Genomic DNA, 13,395 nt, shown 5'->3' on the forward strand with positions numbered 1-13,395 from the left:
CCTATTTCTTTGATCTTGTAATAGCTTCACGCAGCGGAAAGGCCAAATCAATAATACCGATAATGCGTAGCGGTTGGAACACCAGAACGACAATCGACAGCAGCACCGCGATGACAGGTCTCATGTTACGGCTATGTGTCCAGAAGTGAATGAAGCCGATCGTCTGGATAATAAAGCACGCATGGATCAGCGGCAACATACTAACAGAAACCGCCTGAACCCAACTGCTGTCAGAGGACATAGCTATCCACTCAAACACAATCGCCAGCAGGTAATACCAGATGAGCGCTCGTGGCAGTCTCCATTCCCGAGCAGGCTTCATTTTGCGTACAGGCACATCCAGGCTACTCAATGCCGGACGCGTCAGAGCGTGCGTGATCACAGCCAGTAAAAATGAGGTCAGGATCAGCACATATGGAACTTTGCCAATCATCATCGTGCCGAGTCTCTGTGTATCTTCTGCTGTCCAATTCATGCCTGGAAGCATCGCATTTCCATTTAAGATTTGCTGTACCAGATTTGCCGATATAGCAGCCTGATCACGAAGATACTGGGAAAGATCAAACCCGAAGGTATACGTAGCGATGAGCAGTACAACCAACAACTCGGCTAAAACCACACCCGTTCCGGTCATCAGTGCCTGAAAAGCAGATGCTCCCTTTTTATAAACCCGTCCCATCAACAATGCGGGGATTAGAAAATAAATCGCGGGAAGCAGCAAATATACATCTTGTAGCGCTATAATCAACAGCACCGGTATGACATGAATCAGAAATCCCTTGAAAGGCAGCGATGAAAACAATACAGCGCCAGGCACAATCAGCAAAAATACGGTAAAGATTCTTAAGGGTGTCAATAGAGACAGCAGCAGCAGCAAATAAATAACGCTCCATGCTACAGTTGCCAAGCGGAATTTCAAAGTTTTCACCTCTTACGCATATGTTCTTCCAGTGCGGATATGTCCTGATACCAATCCTCCAGCTGGTGTCCTTCTTTTCTGTGCTTTCTTAGCTTGTCGATGAGGAGATCATCCAATTCACGATAAGACACCCCAAGACGTCTTCCCAAAATATAACTGCTCATCATCAGACTCGCCAGACAATCGCCAATGCGGGCTGTACTGCCTTCCCACATCGCTTTAAACAGACGGGATACCTGTTCAAGCACCTCAGTTTTGAGCCATTCAATCACCTTGGCTCGTTTAACTACATCCAGTTCTTTAGGCATATGATGAAGAGTCACACCCCTCTGAAAAAGCTTTATTCTCCATTATAGCATATCCTATTCTGAAAATAACTGTTACCCCATAGGGTAAATCGTTATTTTCAGCGCAGCTATGCCTGCTTACTTTAAGCTCTTTTTCACCACTGCTGTCCGTAGCATTATTGTTCTGCGCAGCTACACTGCTTGCTTTAAGATGACGGGTTAAGCGATTCTCTGGACACGAATTTTTCACAATATTCAATAATCTGGCTACGGCGGACAATGCCGATAAACCGTTCCATATCATCCACAACAGGTACAAAGTTCTGCACCTTAGCCAAATTAATTAGATCCTCCATATTGGCATCAATGGACACCGGCTTTATTGAAACCCGAAGCGGGACGTCCTTGAGCATAAACTTCGAAGCGTTTTCAAAGGTGATCTTCCCCTCAGATTCTTTCATATGCCACAGCAGATCACCCTCTGTAACCGTGCCGGTATATCTACCTTCCTTATCCAAAATCGGAACCGCCGTGAAACGGTGATACTCCATTCGCTCCAACGTTTGCCGTAAAGTTGCATCCGCCATTACAAAAGCAACCTCTTGTTTGGGAAGCAAGAAAAAAGCGATATTCATGAGAAAAGAATCCCCCTCAAGATCAATTGTAAAATCAAATGATTACTCACTGAATGTCCTGCTTGTCGGGAAGCTTCAGCGTCTGCGGGGTTGTGCCGGAATCCAGCCAGTTTGCGATCATGAGTCTGGCATATTCGAGTTCCTTTTCATTGGCTCGGTCATAATACAGGCCCTTCTTCTTGAAACCTTCCCCCGTAATCGTAAAGCTCGAAATCTGTGGTTGACTCTGCGAAATGACCTGCTTGCCAAGCCCTGTAATAAAAGTAGGCTCCATATCCGTCTTGAAATTGGCTCCCATAATATCGAGCAGCTCCGGAAGCTTGGAAATCCCGTTGATATTCAGCAGCTTATCTGCCATTGCATTCAGAAAAATTTGCTGCCGTTTGGTACGGTTAAAGTCGCTGTCTTCCCTATATCTAACATAATACATCGCTTCTTCACCATTATAAAGCGGCTTGCCCGCCTCGATGCGGAACTTGATATGCAGCGGATTTTTATTCTCAATCGGCTTATCGATGGGAAGCTCAACCCCACCCACCGCATTTACAGCATCCTGAATACCCTGAAAATTAATCGTAGCATAATAATCGGCCTTATGCTCCATCAGCTTCTCTACCGTAGCTATGGACATATCCTCGCCTCCGAACGCATAAGCATGCCCCAACTTATCAAAATCATCCTCACCGTCATGATTTGGATCATGTCCGACAATCTGGACATACGTATCCCTTGGAAGGGAAACCAGAAGCACACGCGATTCCGCAGGCCGTACAGCCGCATAAATAACCGTATCCGAGCGGCCACGCGCCTTCTCGTTCGGCCTTTGGTCCGTACCGAGCAGCAGCACCGAAAACGGCTCTTTCCGATAAGCAACCGGCTCCGACTGCTTCTGTCCCTCCGACTGGCGCGGCTGAAAGGACTTCTCCAGCTTGCTCTCCAACGTCGGAGATACAAACCAGTCAAAGGCCACCAGCGTTAGCTGTTTACGGAACAGATATCCTCCCACCGCAATCAGAAACAAAACAATACATGAAATATATAGAGCGGTAAACCTTTTTTTATTCTTGGGCTTGCCGCCTGTCCTTCTCCTATGTCTTCGCTCCATAACAGTTTCCTTCCTTCTTTACGTCGATAAATCCCATCTCTTCATTAAACCGAATTTGGCTCTTATGAAGCGGAAACTTCCCCCCACAGCATAAAAGGTCTGCTACCTTGTTGTCAAAAGTGCCATGTCGTACGTAGTCAGACCCTCGTCACCACATCCACGCAAAAAAAGGCTTCCCCTCACGGTCAAAGCCTTGCTTGATGTTATAGCCAGTATCCTAAGTAGCTTTTAAAATCGTTCCTTACCTTAGCGCGGAGCCAGCTTCACTAAATTCTGCACCCTTACGGGAAAAGAGGTGAACAGAGCGAAACCATAGTCGAACAGCTTCCGTGTCTGCTCGAAGCGTTCCTCCTTGCTCGGCGCCCCCAGCACCACAGCTACCAGCCTTCTGCCATGCTGTTCGGCTGTGCCGGTGAAGCAATATCCCGCATCGCTGGTGTATCCCGCTTTCAGCCCATCCGTTCCTGCGTAAGAGTAGGGTCCCGCCAAGGAAGGCAGCATCCAGTTCGTATTACTAATATAGATGCCCTTATCCTTCAATTCCATCTGTGTACGACTCGACGTTCTCAAAATCTCCGGATGCGACGTAATCAGGTAGGAGGCCAGCTTCGCCGTATCGCTTGCCGTCATTTGCGTTTCTCCCCGAATATTCTCGGGATGGTTAGGACCCAGCTCACTCTGCCCCGCTCCTGATGCATTGCTGAATCGGCTGTAGGACGTCAATCCAATCTTAGCCGCCTTGTCGTTCATACGCTTCACAAAAGCCGGTTCATTGCCCGCCGAGCGCTCCGCCAGTGCCACAGCCGCGTCATTAGCCGAATACACAACCATGCTCTGGAACAGTTCGGACACCGTCAGCCTTTCACCATACCGGAGTGACAGATTTACACCACCCACCGTACTTGCGTAACGACTGATTTTCACTTCATCATTCCAGCCTAAACGCCCGGCACGAATATCCTCCAGCACCAGCAGCTCAGTCATGAGCTTGGACATATTTGCGGAAGGCATAGGCGTATCGCCATTCACATCCATCAACAATTCTCCCGTCTGCATGTCCATCAGCACCGCGGCTCCTGCATCCACATCCGGCTTACCGACCAACAGCCTTGGTCCAAGTGTAATAAAAATCAATATAATAAGTACCGGGACCACAATAGCCCAACGTAACCAGTATTTTTTCATCATCGTAATAACCCCCATACTTTATTAGACGATGAAAAATCCATTTTGTCTGCAACTTTTCGAAAAAAAGATGTAATTTTTTTGTCTTTTCCACTCCACAGAAAAAAACCCGCCAATTCCTGCTTGCAGGCTGACAGATTTTTATAAATCAAATGATTCAAAAAGGCTTTCTACTATCGTTCTAGGCAAAATGACAGGCCACAAAATGCTGATCGCCCGCATCCCGATACGCCGGAATTTCCGTTTTACAACGGGCCTCCGCCATAGGACAACGTGTATGGAACTTGCAGCCTGACGGCGGATTTGCCGGGGAAGGAATGTCCCCTTTTAGTACAATTCGTTGTCTCTTGATCGTTGGATCGGGAATGGGAACCGCCGACAGCAGCGCCTTCGTATACGGATGAAGCGGATTGCGGAACAGCTCCTCTTTGGAAGCCAGCTCCACCATCGAGCCTAGATACATCACACCGATACGGCTGCATAGATGCTCGACCACACTCAGATCATGCGAGATGAACAGATACGTCAACTGCCGTTCCTGCTGCAAATCACTTAACAAGTTAATGATCTGAGCCTGAATAGACACATCAAGTGCAGATACCGGCTCGTCAGCCACGATAAAATCAGGATTCAAAATCAAAGCCCGCGCAATCCCGATCCGCTGCCGCTGACCACCAGAGAACTCATGCGGATACCGATCATAGTGATAGGAGGATAGCCCGCAGATATCCAGCGTCTCGTTCACCTTTTTCCGCAGCTTGCTACGGTCAATCAATCCGTGATCCAACAGTGCTTCCCCGATGGCTTCGCCCACCTTAATTCTCGGGTTCAATGAGCTAAAAGGGTCCTGAAAGACAATTTGCAGCTTCGGACGAAGCGCACGAATCTGCTCCTTGCTTAACGCGTGCAAGTCCTCTCCCTTGTATCGCACCGAGCCCTCTGTCTTATCCATCAGTCTGAGAATCGTACGCCCAATCGTGCTTTTGCCACAACCGGATTCTCCTACCAGACCGAAGGACTCTCCCTTATGGATGTTAAAAGACACATCATCGACCGCTTTCACATGTCCCACAGTACGCTGAAAAATCCCGCCTGTGATCGGGAAATATTTTTTCAGACCTTCCACTTGAATTAAAGGCTCGCTCATCCCTGTTGCCCTCCTTCTTCCTCATATAGCCAGCAGGCAACCTTATGACCGTTCTTCTTTTCGTGCAGGGGAGGGGCCTGATCCTTACAGATTTGCATACATTGCGCACACCGATCATGAAAATGACAGTTTTCCTCCAGCTCAATCGGGTTGGGAACCTGACCAGGGATCGAATACAGCCGATCAATCTTCTGATTAATGACAGGCTTCGCCTTCAATAACCCTTGCGTATATGGATGCTGCGGATTCTTGAACAGCTCAATGACGGGTGCCTCTTCAATCACGTTCCCGGCATACATGACGACCACATAATCGGCCATTTCCGCCACAACACCTAGATCATGCGTAATCAGCATAATGGACGTTTTGAGCTTATCCTTCAAATCTCGCATCAGATCGAGGATTTGCGCCTGAATGGTAACGTCCAGCGCCGTTGTCGGCTCATCCGCAATCAGCAGCTTCGGATTACAGCTCAATGCGATAGCAATCATGATCCGCTGGCGCATACCACCGCTCAGTTCATGCGGATACGAATGAAATATTTCCTCCGAACGCGAAATACCCACCAAATTGATCAGCTCAATCGCCCGGGTGCGTGCTTCCTTTTTACTCATTAATGTATGCATCAGCAGCGGCTCCGTAATCTGTTCTCCAATGGTAAGCACGGGATTCAGAGAAGACATCGGCTCCTGAAAAATAATTGAAATGTCATTGCCGCGAATTTGCTGCATCTGACCTTTATTCAGCGTTAACAGGTTTTTGCCCTCAAACCAGATTTCACCGTCTGAGGTATGGGGGGAATCAATCAGCCGCATCATCGTCATGGCCGTTACACTTTTGCCGCAGCCCGATTCTCCTACCACACAGAGCGTTTCACCCTCACGTATTTTAAAACTGACGTCATTGACCGCTTTGACAGTTCCGCTGGAGGTATGAAAGTGGGTTTTCAGGTTACGAAATTCAATCAAAGCATTTTCCATAAACGTTCGTCTCCTACTTCTTCATTTTAGGGTCCAGTGCATCGCGCAAACCGTCGCCAATCAGGTTAATCGCTACAACCGTAATCAAAATACACATTCCCGGTGGGACCCATATCCAAGGCCGTTTGCGGAAGTCGATCAAATTGTTCGCAGCCGAAATCATATTTCCCCACGAAGGTGTGGGCGGCACAACGCCGATCCCCAGGTAACTGAGCGCAGATTCCGTGATAATCGCCCCGGCCACCCCGAGCGTAGCCGTAACAATAATCGTAGGAATCGTATTTGGCAGCAGATGACGGAATATTTTGCGGCGGTCTCTCAAGCCGAGCGCTTCCGTAGCCTGCATGAACTCCTGCTCACGCAGCGTAAGAATTTGCCCCCTGACCAGACGAGACAAGCTCGTCCAGCTCAAGATCCCGATAATGAGCATTAGAAAATAAATCCGGTTCGCTGGATCAACCTTCAAATCGGACAGAACGGCACCTAAAATGATCAACAGCGGCAAGGTAGGCAATGCCATAAAAATATCGGCAATCCGCATAATGATCGTATCCACACCCTTGCGATAGAAACCTGCCAGTGCTCCCAACGTCGCACCGATCACGACTGAAATAAACGTGGCCACCAGTCCCACCGTCAAAGAAATACGGCCAGCCAGCATTGTACGCAGCAAAATATCTCTGCCAAACTTATCTGTACCAAGCCAGTACTGGGCATTCGGGGCTAAATTTTTGTCAGATAGCTTATAATCACCCAGATGATAAGGTGAAATCATCGGTCCAAATGCGCAAATGATCACCATAAGAATCAGTATAATGAGTCCGGCCAAAGCCAAATGGTTCTGGTTAAAACGGCGAACGGCGATTCTCCACGGAGACGCTTCAGGACGGATCGCCGCCTTTGGACTAGTTTCAATCGTGACTGTTTCTGCGGGCAATAGGTATCCCTCCTACTTCAAGCGAATTCTTGGATCTGCCATGCCATACAATACATCCGAGAGCAAATTACCGATGAGCGTAAGGACCGCCAGGAAAATAGTGAAGCCTAGCATAAACGGATAATCCCGCATACTGATCGACTCCAAGTAGACCTGCCCCACACCCGGCCACACAAATACCTTTTCCAGAATCATCGCCCCGCCAAATAAAGCCGGCAGCTCAAAGCCAAGCAGCGTGATCGCCGGAATTAGTGCGTTGCGCAACGCATGCTTGAAAATAACCGTCCGTTCCTTCAAGCCTTTAGCGCGTGCGGTACGAATATAATCCTGACGAATAACCTCCAGCATACCTGTACGGAAATACCGCGTCAGGCTGCCTGTGCTTAGCATCGTAAGCACGAGCGTTGGCAGGAACATATGCTTGAGAACATCCACGATATAAGCCCATGAGCCTGACTCCATCCCTGCAGTTGTCATGCCTCCAACTGGAAGGATACCCCATTCCAGTGCGAATATTTTGATCACCAAAAGACCGATAAAGAAAGACGGCAGCGACATACACAAAAATATGAATAACGTAACGAACTTATCGAATAGCGAATATTGGAACTTGGCTGAAAATACCCCGGCAACAACCGCAATCAGCCAGCTAAAAATAAGACTGAAAAAAGCGATAATAAAAGAGTTCCATACATAATTGCCAATGACCTTCGTTACTGGCTGCTTATGCTGTAATGAGTCCCCCATATTCCCCTTCAACATATTACCGGCCCATATAAAATAGCGTTGGTACTCCGGCTTATCCAACCCGTAGATATGTCGTAGCTGCTGTGCCTTTTCGGCGGTCATATTCGGGTTCTGCTTGGCTGTAATATAATCACCCGGCACCATGGCTGAAATCGCAAATACGATAATGGATATGCCAATGAGTGTGGGGATGAGTTGCAGCAGTCTTCGAATAATATACTGCTTCATAATCATTCCTCCAGACAAATAAAGAAGTGATATGCCCAGCCCGTGAGAGCTGAGCATACGATTGGCAATCCTTATTGTGCGAGCTGAGCGTTATACAGACTGAATTCAAAATCCTTGTATGGTGTAATTTCTAAGCCGGATACACGCCCATTAACTGGCCACATATCTCTGCGCTGATACATAAAGATGGCTGGCAAATCCTTGTTCAGCTCTTGATACAGCTCCTTGTAGATCACTTTACGCTTCTCCTGATTCAATTCCTTTTTACCCGCAATCGTCAGCTCATCGACCTTTTTATTGGAGTAGCCGACATCATTTTGTGAGCCGTTCGTCAGGTAGACCGTTGTATCTGGATCAGGTGTCAATCCCCAGGCGGCAAAGAACATATCAAACTTGCCCGTATCTTTTTTATCCATAATCGCGTTAAAATCCAGTGTTTCAGAATTCAGCTTAATGCCCAGTTCCTTGTAGTTGTTGGACATAATCGGCAGCAAGGCCTCTACTACTGGATTATCCGCAGTCGCTGAGAAGTTAATGGTAAACTTTTCACCATCCTTCTCACGGATACCGTCCGCTCCAACCTTCCAGCCAGCCTCATCCAGCAAAGCCTTTGCTTTAGCGGTATCAAACTCATATTTGTTAATGCCTTCATCTGTATAAGACCAAGCTTCTGTAGATTGTGGAATGTTAATGACGTTTGCATACGGACCGTACACCCCTTCCACAATCTCCTTCCGGTTCAAACCTATGGTCAGAGCTTGGCGTACTTTAGGGTCCTGAAATTTCTTTTCTTTGTGATTAAATGCAATATATCCGTAGCCGTTGGTCGGCATAATATTCACGTCCAGGAAGCCCAGAGACTTCAATTCCTCTACGTTATCTTCTGTAACCGTAACATTGTCTATATCGGTCTCACCCGTTTGCAGCATAGACAAGTTGGTTTCTCCTGTTGTCGTTTTGAAAATAACCGATTTTACCTTTGGTGCGCCCTTGAAGTAGTTTGGATTGGCTTCAAGTACGACTTGTTGACCCGGGGAGAAGCTTTTCAACACATACTGCCCGGAGCCGATTGGCTTATTATTAAGCGCCTTGATGCTGTCCAGACTGCCCTTTTTGAAACCTTTTCCGTAATAAGCTTCTGGCATGAAGTATTGCTCACCCAGAAAATCCTTTGTATAAGCTGTTGCTTCTGTAACGGTTACCTCTACCGTATTATCATCAATAACTTTAATACCGGAGATATCATTCGCCTTGCCATCGTGATATTCCTTGCCGCCTTTAATTTTGAAGGACAGAATATCGGTTTCTCCATCATAATTCGGATCATGCAGTACCTTCAGGACAAAAGCATAATCCTTCACTGTTACTGGCGTTCCGTCACTATACTTCACACCTGGTTTCAGGTGGAACGTATATTTCAAGCCATCCTGCGACACATCAATCTTGTCAGCCAAGCTATTTTCGTATGTACCATCTGCTTTCACCTGTAAAAAGGAATCAAATACGGTTCTGACTACATATAGATCGTAAGTTGTTTGCCAGAATAACGGGTTAAATACCCCTTTAGGTGATACCATACCTACCACAATGTTATCCTTCCGGTTCGTAGCACCAGGCGGATTTTGCGTCAGATCACTTGCTTTGATTACACCCTCTGTGACTTGTGCACTGCCTTCTTTTCCCTCTGTTTTATTCTCCGTATTGCCCGGCTGCGCTTCATTAGCCCCTCCGCTACATCCTGCAAACAATACACCAACGACCGTCAGTATCACAAGCAAAGAAACCCATTTCTTCGTTTGCACCATTCTGTTCATCCCCCTTAGTCGGTTCTTTTATTTAACACCTGTCTCTTTTCTGCGTTGATTCATTAAAGCTTGAGGTTTGAAAATAAAGTCTGTGCATCCTCCTTACCGTTACCAATGATAGCGTAAACACGTGTTTTAGACCCTTGGTCAATTTAGGTGCTAATAACCTTTATATTTTTATTAAGGCTTATCTTAAGTGTAAAATAATATCACGTCAATATCTTTTTTGTATAAAGTAAAAATGCTTAACATCTATTTTTTGTACATTTTATGAAATATATTAGAAAAAATACTAATAATATGAATTTTCATGTAATATAAAATAACATATCAGATATCTGATATGTTTACTCTGGCGAGTTGGGGAATGTACAATCACAAATGCGACTAGAAAAGCTGAGCTACGCATACTGGTTAAACATGGATTGTATTATTAGTAAGTTACAATACATGGGACTTGTTGTCAACAAGAAATATCATAAAAAAGACGCCCCCGAAATCGGGAACGCCTCTTTTCTCTTCCAACAAACTACTATTCAGTAGTGTAAGGAAGCAATGCGATTTGACGGGAACGTTTAACCGCAATTGTCAACATACGTTGATATTTCGCGCTTGTTCCAGTCACACGACGAGGAAGAATTTTTCCACGTTCGCTGATGAATTTTTTAAGCAGGTCTGTATCTTTATAATCAATGTGAGTAATTTTGTTCACAGTGAAGAAACATACTTTACGACGTTTGTTGCGACCACCACGACGAGCTGGTCTTTTGTTATCGTCTCCGCCTTCTCTTTGTCTGAAGCCCATTCTTTGTCAGTCCTTTCCCAATTAAAATGGTAAATCATCATCCGAAATGTCGATCGGTTTTCCGTCATCGGAAAAAGGATCCTGATTGTTTCGCGAGTTATTATTCCCGCGTCCACTATTGCTGTTACCGCCTCCGAAAGGAGACTCCTCACGCGCAGCTCCACCGCTATTGCCGCCACCGTTACCGCCATCGCGGTTAGATTCCAGGAAACGCACATTATCAGCTACAATTTCAGTCACGTATACACGTTTTCCTTCATTGTTCTCATAATTACGTACCTGAACACGGCCTTCAACAGCCGTTAAACGACCTTTGCGAAGATAGTTAGCGCATGTTTCAGCAAGCTGACGCCAGGTTACGATCGGCAAGAAATCCGCTTCCCGTTCGCCGCCTTGACTCGTAAACGGACGGTCTACAGCCAGGGTGAACTGGGTTACTGCTACACCAGACGGTGTATAGCGCAGCTCTGGATCTTTGGTCAAACGACCGATCAAAATGACACGGTTCAACAATCCAATCCCCTCCTTTGAGCGTTGTTCATTACATAATCACGTACAATAATTAAGCTACGTCGTTCGTAATGAGATAACGAATTACTTCGTCAGAAATTTTCATGATACGCTCAAGCTCAGCAACTACAGCAGGTTCTGCTGTGAAGTTTACCAGAACGAAAGAACCATCACGGAATTTCTTAATCTCATACGCAAGACGGCGTTTAGTTACATCGTGACTCGTAATTTCGCCACCGCCGTTGGAGATGATACCTTGGAATTTATCGACTGCCGCTTGAACAGCTTCTTGTTCAATGTCAGGACGAATAATGTACATCACTTCATATTTGCGCATTCTTTACACCTCCTTATGGACATAAGGCCCTCAATCTCGGTTGAGAGCAAGGAACGAGCCTAAACTCGCACTAAAACAGTTTACCAAATCGAGCAACTGATTGCAACCTGCAATTGAGTCAATGCGATGTAAATCAGCTAATAAGCTTCATACATTCCATTCTTCACAATTTTATATGTACACTAAGATTTATCTATATAGTAGGAAAGAACTCGATTTTCTGACATTCAGTGTGCTTGTTCCCGGATGTTTTTGCTCATATCGGCGCACAATAACCGTTGCAGTTCAAATCCATGTAGTAAAGGAGGAACAACCTTATGGGTGAAAAAACCGAATTCGAACCAGGTGACAAGGTCCCAAATGACGGCGTATATATGGAAGTGGGCGAAAAAAGCTTTCATACCGAAATTCAAAATCCGCAGTCAGTAACGCTGGAAAGAGGCGACTCTTTTCCGGAGACGACCAACCATAATCGCAAATGGAAGAAAAAAACGAAAGCCCGCGTTCATTAATGTATATTTTCTCGAAATTCGGGCCATATTATAATCAGGCGATACAACAGAGAGGTGTGGTTCCGTTGGATGACGTAGCCGAACAAACTGTTAGGAGATCCATTCCGGGCATTAGAAGCGTTAGGTTTGTGTAAAAGGACTCTGTCTTTTCAACACTGGTATTGCTTGTCAGTACACCGAGTTTCGTGATGTGATTGGACAGATCGTATCCTGTTAAAAATGTATCGCCTACGATGGAGGACCTTTGAGGTCCTCCTTTGTTGTATGATCGGACTTTTTGCATATACTGGTAAAATGCAGATTAATCCGGCTCCTTCTGCTAGAATATATCCAAGTACAAAGACCTACTTTTACGGAGGTTTTAAGATGAGTTATTCTCGAATATTAAAGTGGATATCAGGTATATTCGAATTGGTGCTTGCCGTACCGATTGTAGGAGGAGCTATTGTCATGGGGACCGGTTACTCGGCTCTGGGATTCATGCTTATCCTGCATGCAGTAACACTCATCCTGTCGTTACGCAATCAGGAAGCGATCTACGGCTCTGTATGGGGAGTACTCACTTCTTTGCTGGCCTGGATCCCCGTCGTAGGCTGGGTTCTCCATCTGATCGCAGCCATCCTACTGATGATCTCCGGCTCGAAAAAAACAAAACGCTATAACTACCCGCCGAACCAGCTATAACCACAAAGGGGGTGTTCTTTAACAGCTGATACCTGTCACTGTTGAAGGGCATCTTCTTTTTTTATTCCACCTCAACACTCATCCCTTGTTCCTCAAAAGGTCCAGCTCCATATCTCCCCTCCCCGGCAGACAAAGTAATTCATCGAATAAAAAAGCCAGTCCGCTCTTATCTCTCCAGCACTGAATAATGTCCGTGACAACCTCCGTAATTTCACGCTGTACACCTCTCGCTAGTTGAAGCCCGCCACACTCTCCTTCTACATAAAGGTGCGTATGATACGGCTGTTCCACCTTTTGTACATGACGTAAGCACAAAGCGCCATTTTCGAGATAAAAGAAATAACACCCCTCATAAACAACTCCCTCGAATATCTCATACATATGCGGCAGATCATAAGGTCCATACACCATAGCCGCCTGTTCCAGTTTTAATGAATCCATAGATAAAATCTCCTCTCCTCTTTCAATCTATTTATAGAACATAGTGTTCCTATGACCAACTGATCCCTTATACATATAATGTTATTGTTGATTTTATCGTACGCTTATGAGTACAATGATTAATTGTCTGG

16 protein-coding genes are annotated in these 13,395 nt (G+C 45.9%); 2 read left to right on the forward strand and 14 right to left on the reverse strand.

Going from position 1 to position 13,395, the window contains the following annotated elements; genetic code table 11:
- Window position 1: 1 nt before the first annotated feature.
- From NST83_RS25385 to rpsF, 13 genes are all read right to left on the reverse strand, one after another.
- Complete coding sequence (locus NST83_RS25385; RefSeq protein WP_342416122.1) at window positions 2–919, reverse strand: DUF2232 domain-containing protein; 918 nt, start codon at window positions 917–919, stop codon at window positions 2–4.
- Between the two features lie 5 nt (window positions 920–924).
- On the reverse strand, window positions 925–1,227 hold the full coding sequence (locus NST83_RS25390; RefSeq protein ID WP_134911781.1) for a MazG-like family protein: 303 nt from the start codon (window positions 1,225–1,227) through the stop codon (window positions 925–927).
- 185 nt (window positions 1,228–1,412) lie between these two features.
- On the reverse strand, window positions 1,413–1,841 hold the full coding sequence (locus NST83_RS25395; RefSeq protein ID WP_342416123.1) for a CBS domain-containing protein: 429 nt from the start codon (window positions 1,839–1,841) through the stop codon (window positions 1,413–1,415).
- 46 nt (window positions 1,842–1,887) lie between these two features.
- Window positions 1,888–2,946 (reverse strand): LCP family protein, encoded by a 1,059-nt coding sequence (locus NST83_RS25400; RefSeq protein WP_342416124.1) that lies wholly within the window; start codon window positions 2,944–2,946, stop codon window positions 1,888–1,890.
- Window positions 2,947–3,192: 246 nt separating this feature from the next.
- Window positions 3,193–4,134: a D-alanyl-D-alanine carboxypeptidase family protein gene (locus NST83_RS25405; protein ID WP_137060960.1), complete on the reverse strand. Its 942-nt coding sequence runs from the start codon at window positions 4,132–4,134 to the stop codon at window positions 3,193–3,195.
- Window positions 4,135–4,312: 178 nt separating this feature from the next.
- A complete protein-coding gene (locus NST83_RS25410; protein WP_137060961.1) occupies window positions 4,313–5,278 on the reverse strand; it encodes a dipeptide ABC transporter ATP-binding protein in 966 nt (321 codons plus the stop codon).
- Entirely contained in the window at window positions 5,275–6,258 is a 984-nt protein-coding gene (locus NST83_RS25415; protein WP_342416125.1) for an ABC transporter ATP-binding protein, read from the reverse strand. Before NST83_RS25415 ends, NST83_RS25410 begins: the two co-directional genes overlap by 4 nt.
- A 13-nt stretch (window positions 6,259–6,271) precedes the next feature.
- Entirely contained in the window at window positions 6,272–7,195 is a 924-nt protein-coding gene (opp4C, locus tag NST83_RS25420) for an oligopeptide ABC transporter permease (protein ID WP_342416126.1), read from the reverse strand.
- A gap of 12 nt (window positions 7,196–7,207) precedes the next feature.
- Window positions 7,208–8,170: an ABC transporter permease gene (locus NST83_RS25425; RefSeq protein WP_342416127.1), complete on the reverse strand. Its 963-nt coding sequence runs from the start codon at window positions 8,168–8,170 to the stop codon at window positions 7,208–7,210.
- Between the two features lie 71 nt (window positions 8,171–8,241).
- Window positions 8,242–9,975, reverse strand: a complete 1,734-nt coding sequence (locus tag NST83_RS25430) for an ABC transporter substrate-binding protein (RefSeq protein ID WP_342416128.1) — start codon at window positions 9,973–9,975, stop codon at window positions 8,242–8,244.
- A 532-nt stretch (window positions 9,976–10,507) separates the two neighbouring features.
- Window positions 10,508–10,780, reverse strand: coding sequence for a 30S ribosomal protein S18 (rpsR, locus tag NST83_RS25435; protein ID WP_013312800.1), 273 nt, complete (start codon window positions 10,778–10,780; stop codon window positions 10,508–10,510).
- Between the two features lie 21 nt (window positions 10,781–10,801).
- A complete protein-coding gene (ssb, locus tag NST83_RS25440; protein ID WP_013312801.1) occupies window positions 10,802–11,293 on the reverse strand; it encodes a single-stranded DNA-binding protein in 492 nt (163 codons plus the stop codon).
- Between the two features lie 49 nt (window positions 11,294–11,342).
- A complete protein-coding gene (rpsF, locus tag NST83_RS25445; RefSeq protein WP_014278989.1) occupies window positions 11,343–11,627 on the reverse strand; it encodes a 30S ribosomal protein S6 in 285 nt (94 codons plus the stop codon).
- Between the two features lie 317 nt (window positions 11,628–11,944).
- Between rpsF and NST83_RS25450 the strand changes: the two genes are divergently transcribed.
- Both NST83_RS25450 and NST83_RS25455 read left to right on the forward strand, forming a co-directional pair.
- On the forward strand, window positions 11,945–12,139 hold the full coding sequence (locus NST83_RS25450) for a YjzC family protein (protein ID WP_137060966.1): 195 nt from the start codon (window positions 11,945–11,947) through the stop codon (window positions 12,137–12,139).
- Between the two features lie 366 nt (window positions 12,140–12,505).
- Complete coding sequence (locus NST83_RS25455) at window positions 12,506–12,823, forward strand: hypothetical protein (protein ID WP_342416129.1); 318 nt, start codon at window positions 12,506–12,508, stop codon at window positions 12,821–12,823.
- A 78-nt stretch (window positions 12,824–12,901) separates the two neighbouring features.
- On the opposite strand, the gene NST83_RS25460 is transcribed toward NST83_RS25455, so the two are convergent.
- Window positions 12,902–13,264, reverse strand: a complete 363-nt coding sequence (locus NST83_RS25460) for a hypothetical protein (protein WP_342416130.1) — start codon at window positions 13,262–13,264, stop codon at window positions 12,902–12,904.
- Between the last annotated feature and the right edge of the window lie 131 nt (window positions 13,265–13,395).

The organism is Paenibacillus sp. FSL R10-2782, from assembly GCF_038592985.1.
Classification (GTDB): Bacteria; Bacillota; Bacilli; order Paenibacillales; family Paenibacillaceae; genus Paenibacillus; species Paenibacillus terrae_C.